Genomic DNA, 23252 nt, shown 5'->3' on the forward strand with positions numbered 1-23252 from the left:
ACCCCCTATCCGGCGAGCACTTTCTTCAGGAATTCTCCCGTGTGACTGTCGGTGACCTTGGCGAGGCGTTCCGGCGTGCCGGTCGCGACGACCGTGCCGCCACCTGCGCCACCCTCCGGGCCAAGGTCGATGACCCAGTCGGCCGATTTCACCACGTCGAGGTTGTGCTCGATCACGATGACCGTGTTGCCCTTGTCGACCAGCCTGTTGAGCACCAGCAGAAGTTTGCGCACGTCTTCGAAGTGGAGTCCGGTGGTGGGTTCGTCGAGGACGTATACGCTGCGGCCCAGGGAACGCCGTTGCAACTCCGTGGCCAGCTTCACGCGCTGCGCCTCCCCGCCGGAGAGGGTGGTGGCGCTCTGACCCAGTCGCACATACCCCAGTCCGACGTCGACGAGCGTTTCCAGGTAGCGGTGGATCGAGGTGATCGCCTGGAAGAACTCGGCGGCCTCGGAGATCGGCATGTCGAGCACCTGGGCGATGTTCTTGCCCTTGTACAGCACAGAGAGCGTGTCCCGGTTGTATCGGGCGCCGCCGCACACCTCGCACGTGACGTACACGTCGGGCAGGAAGTTCATTTCGATTTTGATCGTGCCGTCGCCGGAGCAGTTCTCGCAGCGGCCGCCCTTGACGTTGAAGCTGAACCGACCGGGCAGATACCCGCGGGTCTTGGCGTCGATCGTTTCCGAGAACAGGGTGCGGATGCGATCGAAGACGCCGGTGTAGGTGGCCGGGTTGGACCGTGGCGTGCGGCCGATCGGGGCCTGGTCGACGTGGACGACCTTATCGAGGTCGTCGAGACCCGTCACCCTGGTGTGCTTACCGGGGATCTGTCGCGCCCCATTGAGCTGGTTCGCGAGCACGCGATACAGGATGTCGTTGACCAGTGAGGACTTGCCAGAGCCGCTGACCCCGGTGACGGCCGTGAACACGCCGAGCGGGAACGGCACCGTGATGTTCTTCAGATTGTTCGCGCGGGCGCCCTCGACCACGATCTGCCGCTTCTTGTCCACCGGCCGGCGTTTCTTGGGGGTCGGGATCGACCTCCGGCCGGCGAGATAGTCGCCGGTGATCGACGCGGTGTTCGCTACCAATTCGGCATACGACCCGGAGTGCACGACGTTTCCGCCGTGTTCCCCAGCGCCGGGGCCGATGTCGACGATCCAGTCGGCGGTGCGGATGGTGTCCTCGTCGTGCTCGACCACGATGAGCGTGTTGCCGAGGTCGCGGAGTTTGAGCAGTGTCTCGATGAGTCGGTGGTTATCGCGCTGGTGCAGTCCGATGCTGGGCTCGTCAAGCACGTACAGCACCCCGGTGAGGCCCGACCCGATCTGGGTGGCCAGCCGAATGCGTTGTGCCTCTCCCCCGGACAACGATCCCGCCGAGCGTGACAGGTTCAGGTAGGTTAGCCCCACCTCGATAAGAAACTCGAGCCTGGCCCTGATTTCTCGCAGCACCGCGGTGGCGATCTTTGCCTCGCGCACGGTGAGTTCGAGGTCGTCGATGAACTCGAACGCGTCGACCAGGCTCAGTTCACAGACGTCGGCGATGCTCTGGTCGTGCACGGTGACCGCGAGCACCTCGGGCTTCAGACGTTTGCCGTCGCAGACCGGACAGTTGATCTCTCGAAGGTAGTGGGAATAGCGCTGCCGAGCGGAGTCCGTCTCCGCCTCGAGATATTTGCGCTCGATGTAGGGAATAACCCCTTCGAACCCAGTGGAGTACTTCACCTCGCGCCCGTATCTGTTCTTCCAGCGCACGGTGACCGAGAAGTTGTTGCCGTGCAGGATCGCTTCCTGAACGCTGCCTGGCAATTCGGCCCACGGTGTTGTCAGCGAGAAGTCAAGATCGGCCGCGAGACCCTCCAGCAGGCGCTGGAAATAGTTGAACAAACCCTTGCCGGACTGCGTCCAGGGCAGGATGACCCCTTCTGCAAGGCTCAGCGCCGGGTCTCCGAGGAGCAGGTCGGCATCCACCGACATCCTGGTGCCAAGACCGGAACATTCCGGGCACGCGCCGAAGGGCGCGTTGAACGAGAAGGTTCTCGGCTCGATCTCGGTGAGCTGCACCGGATGTCCGTTCGGGCAGGACAGCTTTTCGGAGAAGTTCCGCCACGCCGCGTCGCCGGTCTCGTCGACAAAGTTGATCGAGACGAACCCGTCGGTGAGTCCGAGTGCAGTCTCAAGCGAGTCGGTGAGCCGGGTGAGGATGTCGTCACCGGCCACCAGGCGGTCCACGACCACCGAGATGTCGTGTTTGAACTGCTTCTTCAGTTTTGGCGGGTCGCTGAGCTGGGCGACTTCGCCGTCGACGAGGGCCCGCGAGTAGCCGCTGGCCGCCAGTTCGTGGAACAGGTCAACGAACTCACCCTTTTTCTGGATGACGACGGGGCTGACGATCTGGTACCGCGTTCCGGCCTCCAGAGTCATCAGCTGGTCCGCGATCTGCTGAACGCTCTGCCGGGAGATGCGCTGTCCGCAGAGCGCGCAGTGCGGAACCCCGATGCGGGCCCAGAGCAGCCGCATGTAATCGTAGACTTCGGTGATGGTGCCCACCGTGGACCGCGGGTTGCGGTTGGTGGACTTCTGGTCGATGGAGACTGCCGGACTCAAACCCTCGATGAAGTCGACGTCGGGCCGGTCCACCTGACCGAGGAACTGCCGGGCATAGGCAGACAGGGACTCGACGTACCGTCGTTGACCCTCGGCGAAGATGGTGTCGAACGCCAGACTCGACTTGCCCGATCCGGAAAGCCCGGTGAAGACGACCAGCGAATCGCGCGGAATCTCGAGGTTGATGTTCCTCAGGTTGTGCACCCGCGCGCCGCGGACACTGAGCTTGCCGCTGGACATCAGGGGTGCGCCGATCACCCGGAGCATGTCGCTCTCGGTGAGGTCTTCGTGGGTGCTCGGTTGTGAAATTGACACTCTTTATATTCTACGGAAGCCACTGACATCGCCCTGTTGGTTCGCTGAAGGCACTACTGGGATCCGCCCGGACGCCTCACAGTAGAGTACGCTGAGTTCTCTAATGGCCGCCCGGTATTGGTGAGAGGCACAGTTCATGGCAGACGGTGGGTTGATCCTCCCGCTCGCCGAGATCGGTGCCGCCGACCTCGACATCGCAGGCGGCAAGGGCGCAAACTTGGGCGAACTGCACGCCGCCGGGTTTCCCGTTCCGCCCGGATTCGTCGTCACGACAGCAGCCTATTCTCTGAGCACCGCCGACCTCGAGGTTGGTTCGGTGCTCTCCGCCGCGGTGGTCACTGGCGGCGACTCCGCCGCGGCCGTCAGAAGTGCCGTCGCAGAACTGACTGTCCCCGCGGTCGTCGCTGCGGGCATCGCGGAGGCGTACGCGGCACTGGGCAATGGCCCCGTGGCAGTGCGCTCCAGCGCGACGGCGGAAGACTTACCTGGCGCAGCCTTCGCTGGACAACAGGACACGTATCTGGCCATCGTCGGAACGGACGCGGTGATCGACGCTGTTCGGCACTGCTGGGCATCCCTGTGGACCGACCGGGCGATCGCGTACCGGGCGCATCAGCGAGTCGACGGAGACGTTCGAATTGCCGTGGTTGTGCAGACGATGGTGGAGGCCGAGTACGCCGGAGTGCTCTTCACCGCCAATCCGGTCACCGGCGACCGTCGGCAGACCATCGTCGATGCCAGCCCCGGACTTGGCGAATCCGTGGCTTCCGGCTTGGTCACCCCAGACCACTACGTGATCGACGAACGAGGACGGGTGACGGAACGCAGCCTCGGCGCACGGGAGGTCGTGATCCGCTCCCGGCTCGGGGGCGGAGTGGACCGTCAGGAGCGGTCGGCCGCTGCCCCAGCGGGAGTTGAACCGGCACGGCTGAGCGACACCGCTCTGGCCGAACTCGTCAGCCTCGGACACCGGATTCAGGACCACTTCGGCCGGCCGCAGGACATCGAGTGGGCCCGTGCCGACGGTACCGCATGGATCGTGCAGGCACGCCCACTCACCGCTCTGCCACCTCAGCCGCTGAAGGTCAACCTGATCCGGCGGACCATGGGTGCGATCGTCTCCGAATTGCTGCCGATCCGGCCCTTTCCACTTGACATGTCAACCTGGACGGTGCACGGGCACGGCCGAATCCTCACCCGGATGATGCAGGAGATCCTCGCGGTGAGGATCCGGATGGCCGATCTCCTCCCCGAAGTCGACGGGGTCGTGCAGCAACTGCTGCCGCCCCACCCGCGGCCCACCCTGAAAACCGTCACGACACCGCTGCGGATGCACGGTCGCATCCGTTCATTCGATCCGGCCCAGTGGACGGCTGACCAGCGCTTTGCGGCGTTCGAGCGGAACGTCGCCGAACTGCGTGCTCTCGACCTGTCAACGCTGCCGTGGGCACAGCTCCTGCGGGTGCCACGACGCGCACTGGAGGTTCTGGATCGGTTCATCGATCTGCGCATCGACTACCTCCCCCGCGCCGGCGTCGATCTGGCCAAACTCCGCCTCCGACTTGCGCTGCTCGGCCTGCTGAGCTGGGCGTCTTCACTGACTCGCGGCGGGAGCACGCGGACCACCGACGCCGACCTTGCGCTCGGAGCGATCGCCGCCTCGATCCGAGCCAACCCGGCGTGGCGGTCCACATTCGACATCGCCGGGGCTGACGAGCTCGCGGACCGGATCTGGCACGGCAAAGCGTTCGATGCGCTGCGGCCCTCGGTCGATGCGTTCCTGGACGAGTTCGGCCATCGCGAGACCACGAGCGCGTTCCTGATGTCCGAACCCACGTGGTCCGAGAAGCCCGCCATCCTGGTAGGTGCCGTCCAGTCGATGCTTCGGGGCGCACCTGCAGGTGAGGCCATCGACACGGGAAGGGACACACCGACGGACAGCATCTTGGGCCTCCGGCGGGTGCGAATCACCCGAACCGGCCCCGCGCTGCTTCGCACCGCCACCGCAGCCCGCGCCGCCATCGCCTTCCGCGAGGACAGCCACTTTCACGCCATGCGCGCGCTGCCACCGCTGAGAGTCGCGCTCCTCGAAGCCGGCGTGCGACTCCACGCGGCAGGAGTACTGGAGAATTCACTCGACGTGCTGCATCTTCGGCTTGAAGAACTCGAACAGATCACGGACCCGATGCTCCCCGACCCGGACTTGGTCGCGCGGCTCCGGCAGCTTGTGGTCTGCCGGTCTCGCACGCGGGCGGCCCTTGCCGGTGCTCCCCTGATCTCCCCGGCAACTCTCTACCGCGCCCCGAGGCGAGGGTCCGGCGCGCTCGTGGCCGGCACCCCGGCGCGCGGCGGGACCGTGACCGGCGTCGTCCGCATCATCCGAGGCCCCCACGAGTTCGGAGCGCTGGCGCCCGGCGAAATCCTGGTCTGCCCGTACACGAATCCCTCGTGGACTCCCCTTTTCCAGTCGGCAGCCGCGGTCGTTGTCGACTCGGGCGGGATCGCCTCCCACGCCGCCATCGTCGCACGCGAGTACGGTATCCCCGCGATCATGGGCACGGGAAACGGCACCGCCGTCCTCCGTGACGGCCAATCCGTCACGGTCGACGGCGACTCTGGGCAGGTTCGGATGGCATCGTGACCGACCATCGATCCGCCCCGCGCCGGCGCGGAAATGCGTTATTGTCAGCAATCTTCGCCGCCACCCTCGCCGAACTCGACGACCACGGCTACGCGGCCCTGCGGATGGATGCCGTCGCGGAACGGGCCCACCTCAGTAAGGCCTCGTTGTACCGGCGTTGGTCGGGCAAACTGGGTCTGGTCGTGGATGCCGCCTCGGCATCCTTCCCCGACAGCGACCAGCTGGCTGACACCGGCTCATTACGGGGCGACCTGCTCGCGAACCTCCGCCACATCGCCGCACTGCTCGCCGGTGCGACCGGGGAGGCGCTCCGGGCCGTCGTTGCCGACGCCGTCAGTGATCCGGACCGGGCGCGCGAGGTCAGGGGGCGCACGCAAGGGCGCAGTGCTCAGGCGATACACGCGATCGTCGGCAGGGCGATTGCGCGAGGCGAACTCCCCGAAATCGAACTGACGCCGCGGCAGGCGGCAGTAGGCCACTCCATGCTGAGGCACCATTTTCTCTGGCACGATGAGTTGCCGGACACTCTCATCGTTCAGATCGTCGACGAGGTGATGCTGCCGCTGTTGGTCAGCGTAAGTGGCCGGCCTGCTCCATCTGCCGAAGCTCCTTCTTGAGGTCAGCCACCTCGTCTCGGAGTCGTGCGGCGAGTTCGAACTTGAGCTCACCGGCGGCCTGCAGCATCTGGTCGTTGAGGTCGGCGATGATCTTCTCGAGGTCGTTACCGCCGGCAGCCGCCAGTCCTTCGCGTCTGAGCGACGGCGTCGGCGTGCGCTGCCGACCGTCGCGGCCGGACAAGAGCTCCGCGGTGTCGGCGCCTTCGCGCAGAAGCGCGTCGGTGATGTCGGCGATCTTCTTGCGCAGCGGGGTGGGGTCGATACCGTTCGCCGTGTTGTAGGCCACCTGGGTGTCCCGGCGCCGATTGGTCTCCTCGATGGCGAACTTCATTGAATCAGTGAGCACATCGGCGTACATGTGCACCTCGCCGGACACGTTGCGTGCCGCACGGCCGATGGTCTGAATGAGCGAAGTCGACGACCGCAGGAAGCCCTCCTTGTCGGCATCCAGGATCGCCACGAGCGACACCTCAGGCAGGTCGAGCCCCTCGCGCAGCAGGTTGATGCCCACGAGCACGTCATAGACACCCTGCCGCAACTCGGTGAGCAGTTCCACGCGGCGCAGGGTGTCGACATCCGAGTGCAGGTAGCGCACCCGCACTCCGGCCTCAGCGAGGAACTCGGTGAGTTCCTCGGCCATCTTCTTAGTGAGAGTGGTGACCAGCACCCGTTCGTTCTTCTCGCTGCGGGTGCGGATTTCTTCGAGCAGGTCGTCGATCTGCCCCTTGGACGGTTTCACCACGATCTGTGGGTCGACCAGCCCGGTGGGACGGATGATCTGCTCCACGACGCTGTCGGTGATGCCCAGCTCGTACCGACCCGGCGTGGCCGACATGTACACCTTCTGCCCGACCCGTTCGAGGAACTCGGAGAACTTCAGTGGCCGGTTGTCCAGCGCGCTCGGCAGCCGGAAGCCGTGCTCGACGAGGGTGCGTTTACGGGACGCGTCGCCTTCGTACATGGCGCCGATCTGCGGGATCGTGACGTGGGACTCATCGATGACGACGAGGAAGTCCTCGGGGAAGTAGTCCAGCAGGCAGTGCGGCGGTTCCCCGGCAACCCTGCCGTCGATGTGCCGGGAATAGTTCTCGATGCCGCTGCAGAAGCCGATCTGTTCCATCATCTCGAGGTCGAAGGTGGTGCGCATCCGCAGCCGCTGCGCCTCGAGCAGTTTGCCCTGTCGCTCGAGCTCGGCAAGCCGTTCGGCTAGTTCCTCCCGAATCGTGCCGATCGCGCGTTTCATCGTGGCTGGGCTCGCGGCGTAGTGGGTGGCAGGGAACACCGACACGGCATCCATGGTGGTGAGCACCTCGCCGGTGAGCGGATGCAGCGCAAACAGCCCCTCGATCTCATCACCGAACATCTCGATGCGGATCGCGTGCTCTTCGTAGACCGGGATGATCTCTATGGTGTCGCCGCGTACCCGGAACTTGCCGCGGGAGAAGTCGATGTCGTTGCGCTGGTATTGCATGGCGACGAACTTGCGGATCAGCTGGTCGCGCGGAATCCGTTGCCCGACCTGCAGCGCCACCATCGCGTCGAGATACTCCTCAGCGGCACCCAGTCCGTAGATGCAGGAGACGGTGGAGACCACCACGACGTCGCGCCGGCTGAGCAGTGAGTTAGTGGTGGAATGCCGCAGCCGCTCCACCTCGGCGTTGATCGAGCTGTCCTTTTCGATGAAGGTGTCCGTCTGCGGTACGTAGGCTTCTGGCTGGTAGTAGTCGTAGTACGACACGAAGTATTCCACGGCGTTGTTCGGCATCAACTCGCGGAACTCGTTGGTCAGCTGGGCCGCGAGCGTCTTGTTGTGCGACATCACCAGCGTGGGGCGCTGCACCTGCTCGATGAGCCAGGCCGCGGTGGCCGATTTGCCCGTGCCGGTGGCGCCGAGCAGGACGACGTCGGTTTCGCCGGCGTTGATGCGCCCGGCGAGTTCCGCGATGGCCTTCGGCTGATCACCGCTCGGCGTGTAGTCGCTGATGACCTCGAAAGGGCGCACGGAGCGGGTCGGTTGCATGGCTTCAGTTTAAGCAGCGGGGTCTGACACCCGCTCCCAGAGTCGGTCGACCTGGGTCAGGGTATCGGCGAGGCTGCCGTCGTTGTCGATGACGATGTCCGCGACGGCCAGCCGCTCGGTGTCGGTGGCCTGCGAGTTGAGCCGGTGCACCGCTTCTTGCCGAGTCAGGCCGCGCAGCGTGATCAAACGCTCGATGCGGGTCTCGAGACTCGCGTGCACGACCACGATGAGGTCGAAGGCGTTGTCTCCGTTCACACCGGCTTCGACCAGCAGCGGGACGTCGTAAACCACCACCGCGTCGGGGTCGCGGTCGGCCGCCTGGGCGATGAGCTCCCGAGCCAGCGCCTTCACCGCGGGATGCGTGATGCCGTTCAGCACCTCGCGGCGCTCGGCATCCTGAAAGATCATGGTGCCCAGAGCGGTGCGATCCAGGGTGCCGTCCGGTCGGATCACCTCCTGGCCGAACTCCTCGGCGATGCGCGCCAGCGCCTCAGTGCCGGGTTCGACGACTCGGCGCGCCAGTTGGTCGGCGTCGATGTGCACGGCTCCGTGCTCTGCCAACCGCTCGGCAACCAGAGACTTGCCCGATGCGATGCCTCCGGTGAGCCCGATCAGATACACGCGTTCATGCTATCGGGCCGCCCAGCAGGCTCCCGGGAACAGAACACGGCCGGAACCCCGTGCGGGGTCCGGCCGTGCTGCTGCTAACTTCTTGCTGGCTGAGCTACTTGCTCGCTGACTCGTTCGCCGTGACGGCATCCGCGTCCGCAGCGCCGTTGGACAGCTTGGCGCGCAGGGCGGCGAGCGACTCGTCGTCGGCGAGACGACCCGCCGAGGCGACCTGGGGCGTGAAGCCGGAGCCCTCCGAGGTGGAGATGGGGGCGTTGGCCTTCTCGATCGATGCGGCGACCTGCTTCTTGTGGGCTTCCCAGCGCGCCTGGGCGGCAGCGTAATCCTGCTCCCACTTCTCGCGCTGGGCCTCGAAGCCTTCGCGCCATTCGTTGGTCTCCGGGTCGAAGCCCTCCGGGTACTTGTAGTTGCCCTTGTCGTCGTACTCGGTGAGCATGCCGTACAGGGCCGGGTCGAACTCGGTACCCTCGGGGTCGACACCCTCGTTGGCCTGCTTGAGGCTCAGCGAGATGCGGCGACGCTCCAAGTCGATGTCGATGACCTTGACGAAGACCTCTTCGCCCACCGAGACGACCTGCTCGGCCAGTTCGACGTGTTTGCCGGACAACTCCGAGATGTGCACCAGGCCCTCGATGCCATCAGCGACGCGCACGAACGCGCCGAACGGAACCAGCTTGGTGACCTTGCCAGGTGCAACCTGCCCGATGGCGTGGGTGCGGGCGAAGATCTGCCACGGGTCTTCCTGGGTGGCCTTGAGCGACAGCGACACGCGCTCGCGCTCGAGGTCCACCTCGAGGATCTCGACGGTGACCTCCTGGCCGACCTCGACGACCTCGCTGGCGTGCTCGATGTGCTTCCAGGACAGCTCCGACACGTGCACCAGACCGTCGACTCCGCCGAGGTCCACGAACGCGCCGAAATTGACGATCGACGAGACGGTGCCCTTGCGGACCTGGCCCTTGGCCAGGTTGTTGAGGAAGCTGGTGCGGCTCTCCGACTGCGTCTGCTCCAGCAGGGCACGGCGAGACAGGACCACGTTGTTGCGGTTCTTGTCGAGCTCCAGGATCTTCGCCTCGATCTCCTGGCCGAGGTACGGGGTCAGGTCGCGCACGCGACGCAGCTCGATGAGGGACGCGGGGAGGAATCCGCGCAGTCCGATGTCGACGATGAGGCCACCCTTGACAACCTCGATCACCGTTCCGGTCACGACGCCGTCTTCGTCCTTGATCTTCTCGACATCGCCCCAAGCACGTTCGTACTGAGCGCGCTTCTTCGAGAGGATGAGGCGGCCTTCTTTGTCTTCCTTCTGGAGGACGAGAGCTTCGACATTGTCGCCGACCTGCACAACTTCGGACGGGTCGACATCGTGCTTGATGGACAATTCACGGGAAGGGATGACACCCTCCGTCTTGTAACCGACGTCGAGGAGCACCTCGTCCCGGTCGATCTTGACGACGGTACCTTCGATGAGATCCCCGTCGTTGAAAAACTTGAGGGTTTTTTCGACCGCGGCGAGAAAATCTTCAGCAGATCCAATGTCGTTGATGGCGACCTGCTTGGGTGCCCTGTCGGTCGTTGCGATTGTCATATAGTGGTTGCTCCAGGATGGATATGCCGTGTGGCATTTATTTCAGGCCATCGGCTGTGGGTACGCATCCGCACGCCAGATCTTCAGCGGGAATCCGTATACATCGCCGATGACAGGCGGATGAGTCATCGCAGAATGCGACGCTCAAGCTTATCTCATCGACCTAGCGCCCGCCAAACCCCTCTGTACCCGCTTAACGGGGGATTCGACACGCTCAGCGGGTTGAGTAGCCGCCCGACGAAGGAGGCCGACGTATCGAAACCGCGCCCAGCGGGTTGAGTGGCCGCCCGAGGAACGAGGCCGGCGTATCGAAACCGCGCCCAGCGGGTTGAGTGGCCGCCCGACGAAGGAGGCCGGCGTATCGAAACCGCGCCCAGCGGGTTGAGTGGCCGCCCGAGGAACGAGGCCGGCGTATCGAAACCCGTGTCGGCGGTTTCGATACGCTCGCGCTGGCGCGCTCCCTACTCAACTCGCGGGGTTTCAGCGGGTTGAGTAGCCGCCCGAGGAACGAGGCCGACGTATCGAAACCGCGCCCAGCGGGTTGAGTAGCCGACCGACGAAGGAGGCCGGCGTATCGAAACCCGTGTCGGCGGTTTCGATACGCTCGCGCTGGCGCGCTCCCTACTCAACTCGCAGGGCTTCAGCGGGTTGAGTAGCCGCCCGAGGGACGAGGCCGGCGTATCGAAACCCGTGTCGGCGGTTTCGATACGCTCGCGCTGGCGCGCTCCCTACTCAACTCGCGGGGTTTCAGCGGGTTGAGTAGCCGCCCGAGGAACGAGGCCGGCGTATCGAAACCCGTGTCGGCGGCATAAATGACCTGCCGCGTTGGTTGTCCCGACATGGCTTCCGACGACGCGATGGATGCATACTCGCAGGCGGTGATCCGAGTGGCTCAAACCCTGCTGCCAAGTGTCGCCAGCGTGTCGGTCAACACCGCACGTGGACGCGGGCTGGGTAGCGCGACGGTGATTGCTGCCCAGGGCATCCTGCTCACGAGTGCCCACGTCGTCGCGGGCGCCACCACGGTGAATTGCGCCTTCGCCGACGGCACGGACGTTGCGGCCGAGGTACTGGGCCGGGATCCGCTGTCGGATCTGGCGGTGCTTCGCTCAGATGGAACGGTTCCAGATCCGGTCACGCTCGGCGACGCGGCGACTCTGCGGGTCGGACAACTCGTGGTGGCGGTCGGCAATCCGCTGGGTCTCGCCGGCAGCGTCACCGCCGGAATCGTTTCCGGGCTCGGCAGGTCGTTGCCAACACCATTGGGCCGTGTCATTGACGAGGTGATTCAGACGGATGCTGCACTCAATCCGGGCAACAGCGGCGGTGTGCTTGCCGACAGTTCCGCCCGCATGGTCGGGGTCAACACGGCGGCGGCGGGGGTCGGGTTGGGTTTGGCGGTGCCCATCAACTCCTCCACCAGGGACATCATCTCTGCGCTGACCACGAATGGTCGGGTGCGACGGGCCTGGTTGGGAATCGCCAGCGTGCAGGTACCGCTGACTCCGGAACTGGCCGCGAAGGTGGGCTCCCGCACCGGGCTGCAGGTGGCAGAGGTCGTCGCCGGCAGCCCGGCCGCGGATGCAGGGCTGCACCGTGGCGACATCATCGTGCGCCTTGACGGTCAGGTGGTGGTGACGACAACAGCGGTACAGCGGCTCATGGTGGAGAACGCGATCAGCCGGCGGATTGAGATCACCGTGTGGCGTAACGGCGCCTTGGTTGACGTGATCGCGCTACCGCGGGAGCTTCAGCAAGCCTGAGCCGTCGATGGCGGCCACCCACGTCAGCTGAGCAGGGCGGCACGCAGGGTGTCCAGGCCTACTCCCCCGATGTCCAGGGCCTTCTTGTGGAACGCCTTCATGTCGAAAGCGGCACCCTCACGGCGCCGGTACTCGTCGCGCAACTGCTCCCAGATCCGTTGCCCGATCTTGTACGACGGCGCCTGTCCCGGCCAACCGAGGTAGCGGTTCACCTCGAACCGCACGAAGCTGTCGTTCATATTCACGTTGCGCGCCAGGAACCCGAACGCATCGTCACCGGTCCAGGGCCGGGAGCCGTCTGGCAATGTCTTCTCCAGGTGCACGCCGATGTCCAGTACCACCCTGGCCGCCCGCATCCGTTGCCCATCGAGCATGCCCAGCCGGTCGGCGGGGTCGTCCAGGTAGCCGAGCTGCTCCATGAGCCGCTCCGCGTACAGCGCCCAGCCCTCCGCGTGGCCCGATGTGCCGGCATTGCGGCGCCAGGTGTTCAGCTGGGCCTTGTTGTAGACCGCCTGCCCGATCTGCAGATGATGCCCGGGAACACCCTCGTGGTACACCGTGGTCAGCTCGCGCCAGGTGTCGAACTCGGTGACGCCCTCCGGCACACTCCACCACATCCGGCCGGCGCGGGAAAAGTCGTCCGTGGGGCCGGTGTAGTAGATGCCGCCCTCCTGGGTCGGGGCGATCATGCACTCCAGACGCTTGACCTGGTCCGGGATGTCGAAGTGACTCTTCGACAGTTCGGCGACGGCGCGGTCGCTGGTCTGCTGCATCCAGCGCTGCAGTGCCTCGGTGCCGTGCAGTTTTCGCGTCGGGTCGCCGTCGAGGAACTCGATAGCCTCGTGCACGGATGCGCCCGGCTTGATTTCACGGGCGATCGCCTCCTGCTCGGCGGTCATCCTGGCGAGCTCGGCGATTCCCCAGTCATAGGTTTCGTCCAGGTCGACGGTGGCGCCCAGAAAGTAGCGCGACGCCAGCGCGTAGCGATCACGGCCGACGGCGTCCTTCTCTGGCGCGTGCTGCGCAAGTTCGTTCGTCAAGAATGCCGAAAGCTCCGCGTAGGCCTGCGCCGACTTCCGTGCGCCGGCCGCGAGGTCGGCCTGCAGCGATTGCGGCAGTTCAGCTCCGCCTGCGGTGGCGTCCTCCGCCAACTGGAAGAAGAAGCCGGTGCTGGCGACCTGCTTGTCGGCCTGGGTGATGATTTCCTTCACCTGCCGGATGGCTGGCACATTGCCGGCCGCGATGCCCGAGCGCAGGGTCTGAATGTAACCGGCCATCGCGCCGGGAAGGTTGTGCATCCGTTTGGCGATACTGCCCCAGTCGTCGGCCGTTGCCGTGGGCATCAGATCGAAAATCTCGCGCAGCTCCTGCGCAGGCGAGGCGATCACGTTGAGGTCACGCTGCTCGAACCCGGCGTCATGCCGCTCGATGGTCAGTTCGAGCTCGCGGGCGAGATCCATGGTCGTGACCCGGTCGACGTCGTCTACCGGCGTCGCGGCGCGGATCGCGGCCAGCGCCTTCTTCGTCGCGGCGATCGCATGCTCTGCACCATCGGGCGAATAGTCGGCGTACTCGCCCTCGCGCCCCGGACGGCCGAGGTACACGTGCAGTTCGGGAAAGAGGTCCAGTTCGGTGTCGATCCACTGTTCGGCGACGGCGTCGACGTCAGTGGGGGTACGGGTGCTGTCAGTCATGCGTCGAGCCTAACCACGGATCAGGCGTCGAAGTCGGTGCTCAACAGTTCCACCAGGTCCGCGAGGGCCGCTTCGGCGCCGCTCCCGCCGCTCCCGTCGGCGGAAAGGGTGACCACCTCGCCGCAGTGCACGCCGAGCGAGAGCACCTCGAGGATGCTGGCGGCGTTGGCCGTCCGTCCCGTCGCAGTGGTAACGGTGATCGCCAGGCCGGCGTCCGCCGCTGCCCGCGCGAACAAGGACGCCGGGCGGGCGTGCAGGCCGACGCTGGAGGCGACGGCCACGGTTCGCCGGATCACCGTGTATTCCGATTCGGGCATCAGTGTGCCGCGGCGTCCCAGTTGTTGCCCGTGCCCAGTTGAACATCCAGAGGTACTCGCAACTCGGCGGCGGTGCTCATCCGGTTGCGCACCAGCGTGCTCAGCGCATCCAGTTCGCCCTTCGCGACCTCGAAGATGAGCTCGTCGTGCACCTGCAGCAGCATCCGAGATGCCAATTTCTGCGCCTTCATGTCGCGGGCCACGCCGAGCATCGCGATCTTCATGATGTCAGCCGCCGAGCCCTGAATCGGCGCGTTGAGCGCCGCACGCTCGGCGTTTTCCCGCAACACCCGGTTGGAGGACTTCAGGTCGGTGAACGGCCGCCGGCGCCCGAAAATGGTCTCGGTGTAGCCATCCTCGCGGGCCTGGTCCACCACGCCGCGCAGGTAGTCGCGCACCGCACCGAACCGGTGAAAGTAGTCAGCCATCAGCTGCTTCGCCTCGGCGGTGTCGATGCGCAGTTGCTTGGACAGGCCGAACGCGCTCAGTCCATACGCCAACCCGTAGGACATGGCCTTGACCTTGGTGCGCATCGCCGGGGTGACCTCGGCCGGGGTGACCCCGAAGATGCGAGCGCCCACGAATCGGTGGAGGTCCTCGCCGGAGCGGAACGCCTCGATCAGGCCCGCGTCGCCGGAGAGGTGGGCCATGATCCGCATCTCGATCTGCGAGTAGTCGACGGTCAGCAGCGTCTCGAACTGCGGCCCGGCCTCGAACGCCGAACGGATGCGCCTGCCCTCCTCCGCGCGCACCGGAATGTTCTGCAGGTTCGGATCGATCGAGGAGATCCGGCCGGTGCTGGTCCCGGTCTGGTCGTACCTGGTGTGCACCCGGCCGTCATCCTCGATCGATTTTTCCAGGGTTTCGATGATCTGGCGCAGCTTGGTGGCGTCCCGGTGCTGCAGCAGTAGGTCGAGGAAGGGGTGCGGATGCTGCTCCTGCAAGTCGGCCAGCGATGCGGCATCGGTGGAGTGTCCGGTCTTGTTCGCCCGGGTTTTCGGCATGCCGAGTTCCTCGAACAGCACCTGCTGCAACTGCTTCGGGGAACCCAGGTTCACCTCGTGCCCGATCTCGGCGTAGGCACGTTCGGCGAGGTCGTGGATGCGATCGCCGAGCTCCCCCGAAAGGTCGCCCAGGATCTCCCGGCTCACCGTGACGCCGGTCATCTCCATCTCAGCCAGCACCTCCACCAGCGGCAACTCGATCTCGTCGAGCACCCGCCGGGAGCCGGCATCGAGTTGGCCGGCCAGGTAGTCGGCGACCTGCAGCACGTACCACGCCTCGGTCGCCACGCTCACGGGTTCGATCTCGGGGACGAGCTGGTTCGGGTCAGACTGCGGCAGCGTCGCGCCGAGGTAGCTGTACACCTGTGCCGCAAGGTTCTGCGGATGCCCGCCGGGTTTGAGCAGCCACGCCGCGAGCGAGGTGTCGAACGCGAGCCCCGAGAACTCCAGGCCGACCTGCCGCAGCGCCTTGAACTGCCGTTTCCCGCCGATCACATACTTCGGCGCGTCACTGGCCAGCCATTCTTCGAGCGCAGCATGACTGGACGGCGCCGTGTTGGCACGATTGGGGGCCCACGGCACGTACGCAGTGTCATCCGCGGACGCCAGGCCGAACCCGGACAGGCCGTCCGGTCCGAACTCTGGCTGCACGGCGAGCGGCGTAGTGCCCTCCGCGCTGGCCTGATCGATCCAGCGGCCCACCTCATCGTCGACCAGGGTGCGCACCATCGGCACCACCGCAGGCACGGAGGCGTCGTCAGTAGTCGTCAGTGACTCGACGGCGAGGCCGGTGACGGTGTCTCCGGCGGCCGCGGCCACCTTGAGCACTCGCTCCAGCAGGGTGCGGAACTGCAGTCTGTCGAACACGGCGCGAACCGCGTCCTCGTTGATCGGCCGCCGTTCCAGGTCGGCCGGTCCGACGGTGAGCTCGACGTCGTTCAGCAGTTGGTTGAGCTTGCGGTTGCGGATGGCGTTGTCTTTCTGCTCCCGCAGCTTTTCGCCGACCACACCCTTGATCTCATCCGCGTGCTCAAGGATCTGGTCCAGGCCGCCGTACTGCTTGATCCATTTGACGGCGGTCTTCTCCCCCACCTTGTCGATGCCGATCAGGTTGTCACTGGTCTCACCCACGAGCGCTGCGACATCCGGGTATTGGCGCGGTTCGATGCCGTACCGCTCGAACACCTTGTCCCGGTCGTAGCGGGTCAGGTCCGTGACGCCCTGACGGGACGGGTAGAGCAGGGTGACGTCGTCGTCGATGAGCTGGATGGCATCGCGGTCGCCGGAGACGACGAGCACACGGTAGCCTTGCGCGGCGCCTTGCTTGGCCAGGGTGGCGAGGATGTCGTCCGCTTCGAAGTCCTCCTTGGTCACGGTGGGGACGCTCATGGCCGTCAGCGCTTCGGTGAGCAGGGGAATCTGGCCCTGGAACTCGGGCGGCGTGGAACCGCGGGTGCCCTTGTATTCCGGGTACTCCCTGGTGCGGAACGAGTACCGGGAGATGTCGAACGCCACCGCCAGATGGGTCGGCTTCTCCTTGGTGAGCAGGTTGATCAGCATCGCGATGAAACCGTGGATCGCGTTGGTGTGCTGACCGTCCCTGGTCTGGAAACTGTCTAACGGCAACGCGTAAAACGCCCGGAATGCGAGCGAATGGCCATCAATGACCATGAGGGTAGGCTTTTCGGAGTCCGGCACACCTCAAGCCTATCGACGACGTCGTGTGCTCACCCGCGAGCATCCGGAGCATCAATGCCGAGCAACACGACCAGCCTTTCTGCGGACGCGGAGCGGATGATTCATAGCCGTGGCCTTGGTTCGCTGGCCGACCGAATGGGCATCGAATTCCTCGAGTTGAGCGCCGATCACTCGGTCGCGACAATGCCGGCCGAGGGGAACACGCAGCCGTTCGGCTTGATCCACGGCGGCGCCTACGTAGTGCTCGCCGAAACGCTGGGGTCGTTCGCGGCGAATTTCTACGCCATCGGGCTCGGGAAGATGGCCGTCGGCATCGAGATCAACGCCTCGCACAGCCGCTCAGTCACCTCAGGGCGGGTGACCGGTGTCTGCGATGCGATCCACCTGGGTGGCAGCCTGGCGACGCATGAGATCGTGATCACCGACGAGGACGGTCGCCGCGTCTCCACGGTTCGCATCACGAACTTCCTGAAGACGCTGCCGGCAGAGGCCGGTGAGCCGGCTACTTCTTGGGGCTCAGCTGTTCGATGATCGCCTGGGCCACGTCGTGCATGGTGAGGCGACGGTCCATGGATGCCTTCTGGATCCACCGGAACGCCTCCGGCTCGGTGAGTCCCATCTTGTCGTTGAGCAGGCCCTTGGCCCGGTCGACCAGCTTGCGGGTCGCGAAGCGTTCCACGAGATCACTCACCTCGGCCTCGAGGGCGATGATCTGCGCGTACCTAGCCAGCGCGATCTCGATGGCTGGCAGCAGGTCGTTCGGGGTAAACGGCTTGACCACGTAGGCCAGCGCGCCGGCCTCCGTCGCGCGGTCGACGAGTTCCTTCTGGCTGAAGGCGGTAAGGAGCACGACCGGGGCGATGTGGTTCTTGCTGAGACGCTCAGCGGCCGAGATGCCGTCGAGCAGCGGCATCTTGACATCCATGATGACCAGATCGGGACGCAGTTCGGTGGCCAGGGCGACGGCGGTCTCACCGTCACCGGCCTCCCCCACTACTTCGAAGCCGTTGTCCCGCAGCGTCTCCACGATGTCCAGCCGGATCAGGGACTCGTCTTCAGCGACGACGACGCGGCGGGGGGTTTGCTGGGGGGTTTCTCGGTCTGACACGACCTCAAGCCTACGGTATTCTTGCAATCGTCACTGTGCGCCGGTGTGGCGGAATGGCAGACGCGGAGCACTCAAAATGCTTTGCTCGAAAGGGCGTGGGGGTTCAAGTCCCCCCACCGGCACAGTTCTAAGTGGAATCGGACGCTGAGGCTTTCCAGGCCCGTCGATTGCGTCGCCACAGGACGGTGCCTAGAACCGTGCCGAGTATGAACACGATCGAGCCAACGATGTCGATCCAGACCGCATCCACGTATGGCGTCGCAAAAGTCGTGTAGAGCTCGCCTGGACGTGGTGCAGGAATCACCGGAAGGTGGAAGATGACGGAGCTTCCCGGGGAGACACCGAGGAGCGATAGGACGGCCAGTAACCCTAGGAAAGCCATGCCGAACACTGCGAAGGGCGCTGCGCCGGTGGCCTCTGCTGGATGCCCCTGCCAACGAGGTCCAACTTCTCCCAGCGCGTCGGTCGAATCCTACCTGCCGCCTCCGCACCGGCAAGAAGTGTCTCGAGCAGCGCTTCCCCGTGCCGTTTACGCCATCTGCCGGGATACCAACGCAAGCTGGCCCGGTATTGACGTTCTAGTTTTTCATGCCTCAACCCCTCTTGCCCTCGGTGTGCTCACTCCGAGTCTGCGCAGGGCGGCCACAGCCCCGGATCGCCGACGTTCCGCTTCTGCGGCGAGGCTCGTCTTACCCTTCTGGGTCAGAGCGAAAGAACGTCGAAGTCGCCCCTGGACCACGTCCTCAGACGAGACCTCGACGAGGCCGGCGGTCCGCAAGCGGTCAAGCGCTGCGTAGAGCGTCCCGGCTTGGAGCTTCATGCCGCCATCGGTGAGCGCAGCGGCATCGGTGAACTCGCAGCGCCGATGTGGGAAGCCGGTCAACGCCGACACTCAGAGATCGTCGAGATCGTCGTCCAGATCGTCTAGCTCGTCATCGTCGTCATCGTCGTCGTCGTCGAGATCATCGTCGTCATCGAGATCGTCGTCATCGTCGTCATCGAGAAGGTCGTCGTCCAGGTCGTCGTCCGGCACGTCGCCCGGCGCATCGCTGTCACCGGCGTCGCCCTCGGCCTGAGACGGTTTGTTCAGCATGGGGTTGTCCTCGTCGTCCATCATGTCAGCCATCGATCAGTTCCTCCTTTGTTGTGTGATCGTCAAGTGCATGTTTCAGCCTCGCCGCCAGTCGTCGTTCTCGAGGTTCGCGCCCGCCTGCGGCCCCATCTGCAGCATCCCGCCGTCGACGACCCAGGATGCTCCGGTCACATAGCTGGACTCCGGTGACGCGAGAAAGGCGATTACGGCCGCGATCTCACGGGCGTCGCCCGGCCGGCCGAGCGGCACACCGGGCCGGTGGATCTGCCGGGGGTCGACATCCGTCAGACCGCTCATCGGCGTGGCGATCGCACCAGGGGCGACGGAATTCGCGGTGATGCCATGTTCGCCGAGTTCGATGGCGACGGTTTTGATCAGGCCGCCGAGCCCATGCTTGGCGGCATCGTAGGCGCTGGACCCGATCTTCGGCTGGTGTTCGTGCACGCTGGTGACGGCGATGATCCGTCCACCTCGCCCAGCGTCGACCATGCGCCTGGCCGCCCGCTGGATACACACGAACGCGCCGTCGAGGTCGGCCGCCACGATGTGTCGCCACTGGTCGTAGCCGAGCTCGAGCAATGGAACGTTGGCGCCGGTGCCTGCGTTGTTGACGAAGACATCCACTCCGCCGAGGTCCTCAGCGAGGGAGTCGATCACGTCACCGCACTGCGGAAGCTCGGTCGTATCCAGCCTGGCGACAACGGCGCGGCGTCCGTGGCTGCGCACTTCATCGGCTGTTTTCTCGGCGCCGACCTCATCGGAGTGCCAGGTGATCCCGACATCCATTCCCGCCTCGGCCAGAGCCACAGCGGTGGCGCGCCCGATGCCGGAGTCCGAACCGGTGACGATCGCGGTGACCGGTGCGAACTCCATACGTCGATGGTCACCCGAGCGCGGCTTCTTCGCAATGGATCGGGTGAAGATTGCAGCAAGCGTGCAGGTGAGCGATGCCCTTCCGGACGAGAGACCCCGGCGCGGTGGGGTGACTCGTCCGGAAAGGCATCGCCCGGGGCGGCTAGCGCGCGGGCCTCGCGTCGCCGGTGCGCTCGGCACGGATGGCGGCGGCCACCTCCGCGAGGGCGAGGTAACTGTGCCCGCTGACGAAGGCGTCGCAGTACGGCAGCGCCGCGGCCATGCCGCCCACTAGCGGCTCGTAGTTCAACGCCACCTTCCGTGGGTTCACCCAGACGATGCGATACGCCAGTCGCTTCAGACGCGCCATCTGGACACCAACCTCCGCGGGATCGTCGTGTGCCCAGCCGTCGGAGAGGATCACGACGACGGCCCCGCGCGCGAGACCCCGCCGGCCGTGCTCGTCGATGAACCGCCGAATCGCCTCGGCCAGACGTGTGCCGCCGGCCCAATCCGGGGTGTTCGCTGCGGCGCGAGCCAAGGCCTGGTCCGGTTCCCGCAACGCCAACTGCCGCGTGAGTCTGGTCAGCCGGGTCGAGAACACGAACGCCTCGGCCTGAGCTCCGGTAACGGCGCCCTGCAACAGTGACAGGAAGATCCGGGTATACGGCTCCATGGACCCGGAGACATCGCAGAGCAGAATGAGCCGGCGCGGGCGGAGGCGGCGGCGCGCGTAGACGAGCCGGAGCGGGTCGCCGCTGGTGCGGTGCGCCGCACGAACGGTGCGACGCAGATCGAGCGGGGCGTTATTGCGCCGGGATGTTGTGGTGCGCCGGCTGAGTCGCTGCGGCGTGGACAAGACGATCTCGCGGACCAGATGCCGCATCTGGGACACCTCGTCGGGGCTGAGGTCGGCGAACGACGCCTCGTGCAGATGCTCGTCGGGAGAGGCAACCGCGAGGATCGCCTCACGCTCCCGGCCAGGCCCGTCGTCCGCATCGTCGTCGCCACCGGGGGCGGGCATAGGAGGCAGGAGCTTCGGCTCACCCTGCTCCGCGTCGCTCGGGCGGCGGTCCGGCGGCGCTGCCCTCGTTCGCTCCTCGGAGCCGACCGCCGGCGGCGCGCTGGTATCGCCTCGGCTGTCAGCGGGATCAAGCATGCCGTCGAACACCGCCGAGAAGACGGCGTCGAAGACGGAGAGCTGTTCCCGCGACGACACAAGTACCACACGGCATGCCCAGTACAGCGCACTGCGGCCGTGCGGTGGGACGAGCCGAAACGCGTCGGCCAGACGCGCCGCGCTATCCGGGGACACCGCCACGCCCGCCCGACGCAGCGCCGTGGTGAACGCCGCGGTCAGGGCAGCAGCCTCGACGCCTGTGACATCTTCAGCCACGCTCGCCGACCAACCACGCAGCCCCGCGGGAGGAGGCGAGATCGAGGTCGTCGCGGTTCTTCAGGACTGAACCCCAGGTCTGGTCGACCGTGGCCTCGTCGAGTCGGTCGACACCGAGCACCGTCAGCGCCGATACCCAATCAATGGCCTCCGCGATGCCGGGCGGCTTCGCCATGTCCAGGGAGCGCAGCCGCGTGACGGCGGAGGCCGCCTCCAGCGCGATCCGACCCGCACTGTTCGGCACCCGGCGGCGCACGATCTCGGCGATGCGTTCCGGGCCCGGGTAGTCGATCCAGTGGTACAGACAGCGCCTCGTGAGGGCATCGTGCAGATCGCGCGTGCGGTTGGAGGTGAGAATGACGATGGGCGGATGGGTGGCCTTGATCGTTCCAAGTTCGGGAATCGTCACCGAGGCCTCGGCCAGCAGTTCGAACGTGAACGCCTCGAACTCCGCATCGGCACGGTCGATCTCATCGAGGAGCAACACGGCAGGGCGCGGGCCGGGGTGCTCGATCGCCTGAAGCAGAGGCCGGCGCAGCAAGTAGTCCGGTCCGAAGAGTTGCTTCTCATCCAGATCGACGTTCCTGGCTTCCGCCAGGCGAATGCCGAGCAGTTGGCGTGGATAGTTCCACTCGTACAGGGCCTCGGCTGAGTCAATCCCCTCGTAGCATTGCAGCCGGTACAGCGGCGTGTCCAGAACCCGCGCCAATGCCTTAGCCGCCTCGGTCTTGCCGACGCCCGGCTCGCCCTCAAGCAGGATCGGCTGCGGCAACCGCACGGCGAGGAACAGCGCCGTCGCCAATCCCAGGTCGGCCAGGTAGTCGTCGCCGTTGAGCGCCGCCATGAGAGAGTCGACATCCGGCACAAGCCGGAGCACACCATCTTCCGCACCGGCTCGAGTCGGAACGCTCATGATGCGCTCCCCGGTTCGATCATCGATTGCCGCTCGGCCGGGATCGATGACGACCACCCGGTGCCGTATTTACGACGCGGCGGCATAGCGCTGCGGATCTGCGAGGAAGGCGGCACGGCAGCCGGACGAACAGAAGTACACCGTCCGGCCATCGTGCTCAACGTGCAAGGACGACTCCATGGCCACGACGGACATCCCGCAGACCGGATCGGTGGCCGTCTCCACCGCCGCCGTGCCAGGTTCTTCGCGCGTGTGATCGGCACGCTCGGCGATCAACTGCGCCAGGATCGAGAGCGCGATCTCCGCCGGAGTGCGCGCACCCAGGTCGATTCCCGCGGGGCAGTGCACGCTGGACCGCTGCTCATCGGTGAGGTCGAGGGAGGCCAGCACCGCCGCCCCGCGCACCTGACTGGCAACCAGTGCCACATACGGCACGCCGGCCCGTACCGCTGCCTCGATGGCCGGCTCCTCCTCCCAGCCATGCGACGCCACGATGACCGCGGCATCCTCGGCACCGGGTGCGACAGTGACGCCCTCCGCCGGTTCCATGTCCATGCCGAGAACTGCCCCCAGCGCCACCAGCGCGCGCGCGATCGGCGTCCTGCCGACGACCAGTACCCGGGGCGCAGGTATATGCGGTTCTAGGAATATTTCGATGGCCCCTCCACTGACGCAAGGATTCGAGACTTCGATGGCGCCCTCCTCGTGGACGTGGGACGGCTCCCCTGGTGAAACGCGAAGCAGCAGCGGTTCTCGTGACGACAACGTCTTGATGGCGTACTCCCGCACGGATGCCTCGACGCAGTTGCCGCCGACGAAACCGTCGATCTCGCCGCTGGCGAGCACCAGAGCCACATCCCCCGCTTGGGCGCTCGTCGGACGCTGGGCGCGCACCACCGTGGCACGGACAAACGGTTCCCGGCGTCCGGCAAGTTCCTGAGCTTTGGCCGTCAGGTCTTCTCCCGCCGATGAGATTGTGCCCAGTGGCATA

At 65.8% G+C, this 23252-nt stretch carries 18 protein-coding genes and 1 tRNA gene; 5 read left to right on the top strand and 14 right to left on the bottom strand.

All coding sequences use genetic code 11. The features are described 5' to 3' along the window. Window positions 1-5: 5 nt before the first annotated feature. A complete protein-coding gene (gene uvrA / locus ABFX56_RS00365) occupies window positions 6-2879 on the bottom strand; it encodes an excinuclease ABC subunit UvrA (protein WP_346233106.1) in 2874 nt (957 codons plus the stop codon). A 184-nt stretch (window positions 2880-3063) separates the two neighbouring features. On the opposite strand from uvrA, the gene ABFX56_RS00370 reads away from it, so the two are divergent. Together ABFX56_RS00370 and ABFX56_RS00375 are read left to right on the top strand one after the other, a co-directional pair. Then, window positions 3064-5568 carry a PEP/pyruvate-binding domain-containing protein gene (locus ABFX56_RS00370; RefSeq protein ID WP_346231301.1) on the top strand — a complete coding sequence of 835 codons (2505 nt, stop codon included), beginning with the start codon at window positions 3064-3066 and terminating at the stop codon, window positions 5566-5568. Between the two features lie 41 nt (window positions 5569-5609). Continuing rightward, the gene (locus ABFX56_RS00375) at window positions 5610-6185 is read left to right on the top strand and encodes a TetR/AcrR family transcriptional regulator (protein ID WP_346231302.1); all 576 of its coding nucleotides are present in this window, start codon (window positions 5610-5612) and stop codon (window positions 6183-6185) included. On the opposite strand, the gene uvrB is transcribed toward ABFX56_RS00375, so the two are convergent. The 3 genes from uvrB to rpsA form a co-directional block, all read right to left on the bottom strand. Beyond that, entirely contained in the window at window positions 6139-8205 is a 2067-nt protein-coding gene (uvrB, locus tag ABFX56_RS00380; protein WP_346231303.1) for an excinuclease ABC subunit UvrB, read from the bottom strand. The two genes, ABFX56_RS00375 and uvrB, sit on opposite strands and share 47 nt — an antisense overlap. Before the next feature lie 9 nt (window positions 8206-8214). Beyond that, window positions 8215-8826, bottom strand: coding sequence for a dephospho-CoA kinase (gene coaE, locus ABFX56_RS00385; protein ID WP_346231304.1), 612 nt, complete (start codon window positions 8824-8826; stop codon window positions 8215-8217). A 103-nt stretch (window positions 8827-8929) separates the two neighbouring features. Then, on the bottom strand, window positions 8930-10423 hold the full coding sequence (gene rpsA / locus ABFX56_RS00390) for a 30S ribosomal protein S1 (RefSeq protein WP_346231305.1): 1494 nt from the start codon (window positions 10421-10423) through the stop codon (window positions 8930-8932). 839 nt (window positions 10424-11262) lie between these two features. On the opposite strand from rpsA, the gene ABFX56_RS00395 reads away from it, so the two are divergent. Continuing rightward, window positions 11263-12186 carry a S1C family serine protease gene (locus ABFX56_RS00395; RefSeq protein WP_346231306.1) on the top strand — a complete coding sequence of 308 codons (924 nt, stop codon included), beginning with the start codon at window positions 11263-11265 and terminating at the stop codon, window positions 12184-12186. A gap of 23 nt (window positions 12187-12209) precedes the next feature. On the opposite strand, the gene ABFX56_RS00400 is transcribed toward ABFX56_RS00395, so the two are convergent. The 3 genes from ABFX56_RS00400 to polA are packed head-to-tail and all read right to left on the bottom strand — an operon-like array spanning window position 12210 to window position 16899. After that, window positions 12210-13880 (bottom strand): DUF885 domain-containing protein, encoded by a 1671-nt coding sequence (locus ABFX56_RS00400; protein WP_346231307.1) that lies wholly within the window; start codon window positions 13878-13880, stop codon window positions 12210-12212. Window positions 13881-13900: 20 nt separating this feature from the next. Further along, the gene (locus ABFX56_RS00405) at window positions 13901-14197 is read right to left on the bottom strand and encodes an HPr family phosphocarrier protein (RefSeq protein ID WP_346231308.1); all 297 of its coding nucleotides are present in this window, start codon (window positions 14195-14197) and stop codon (window positions 13901-13903) included. Then, on the bottom strand, window positions 14197-16899 hold the full coding sequence (gene polA / locus ABFX56_RS00410; protein ID WP_346231309.1) for a DNA polymerase I: 2703 nt from the start codon (window positions 16897-16899) through the stop codon (window positions 14197-14199). The genes ABFX56_RS00405 and polA overlap by 1 nt, the downstream gene beginning before the upstream one ends. A 54-nt stretch (window positions 16900-16953) precedes the next feature. On the opposite strand from polA, the gene ABFX56_RS00415 reads away from it, so the two are divergent. Further along, window positions 16954-17430 (top strand): hotdog fold thioesterase, encoded by a 477-nt coding sequence (locus tag ABFX56_RS00415; protein ID WP_346231310.1) that lies wholly within the window; start codon window positions 16954-16956, stop codon window positions 17428-17430. On the opposite strand, the gene ABFX56_RS00420 is transcribed toward ABFX56_RS00415, so the two are convergent. Further along, complete coding sequence (locus tag ABFX56_RS00420; RefSeq protein ID WP_346231311.1) at window positions 17402-18007, bottom strand: ANTAR domain-containing response regulator; 606 nt, start codon at window positions 18005-18007, stop codon at window positions 17402-17404. The genes ABFX56_RS00415 and ABFX56_RS00420 overlap by 29 nt on opposite strands. 39 nt (window positions 18008-18046) lie before the next feature. Between ABFX56_RS00420 and ABFX56_RS00425 the strand changes: the two genes are divergently transcribed. After that, window positions 18047-18129, top strand: a tRNA-Leu gene (locus tag ABFX56_RS00425). 464 nt (window positions 18130-18593) lie between these two features. On the opposite strand, the gene ABFX56_RS16255 is transcribed toward ABFX56_RS00425, so the two are convergent. The 6 genes from ABFX56_RS16255 to ABFX56_RS00450 all read right to left on the bottom strand — a co-directional run bounded on the left by ABFX56_RS16255 (window position 18594) and on the right by ABFX56_RS00450 (window position 23251). Further along, window positions 18594-18899 (bottom strand): PadR family transcriptional regulator, encoded by a 306-nt coding sequence (locus ABFX56_RS16255; RefSeq protein ID WP_428834376.1) that lies wholly within the window; start codon window positions 18897-18899, stop codon window positions 18594-18596. Continuing rightward, complete coding sequence (locus tag ABFX56_RS00430) at window positions 18900-19133, bottom strand: hypothetical protein (RefSeq protein ID WP_346231312.1); 234 nt, start codon at window positions 19131-19133, stop codon at window positions 18900-18902. A gap of 42 nt (window positions 19134-19175) precedes the next feature. Then, complete coding sequence (locus tag ABFX56_RS00435) at window positions 19176-19973, bottom strand: SDR family oxidoreductase (RefSeq protein ID WP_346231313.1); 798 nt, start codon at window positions 19971-19973, stop codon at window positions 19176-19178. A 142-nt stretch (window positions 19974-20115) separates the two neighbouring features. After that, complete coding sequence (locus tag ABFX56_RS00440) at window positions 20116-21348, bottom strand: vWA domain-containing protein (protein ID WP_346231314.1); 1233 nt, start codon at window positions 21346-21348, stop codon at window positions 20116-20118. Continuing rightward, entirely contained in the window at window positions 21341-22261 is a 921-nt protein-coding gene (locus tag ABFX56_RS00445) for an AAA family ATPase (protein ID WP_346231315.1), read from the bottom strand. The genes ABFX56_RS00440 and ABFX56_RS00445 overlap by 8 nt, the downstream gene beginning before the upstream one ends. 69 nt (window positions 22262-22330) lie before the next feature. Beyond that, entirely contained in the window at window positions 22331-23251 is a 921-nt protein-coding gene (locus ABFX56_RS00450) for an XdhC family protein (protein ID WP_346231316.1), read from the bottom strand. Window position 23252 lies beyond the last annotated feature (1 nt).

Origin of the sequence: Parafrigoribacterium mesophilum, from assembly GCF_039652555.1 — a bacterium.
GTDB classification, from domain to species: Bacteria; Actinomycetota; Actinomycetes; order Actinomycetales; family Microbacteriaceae; genus Parafrigoribacterium; species Parafrigoribacterium mesophilum.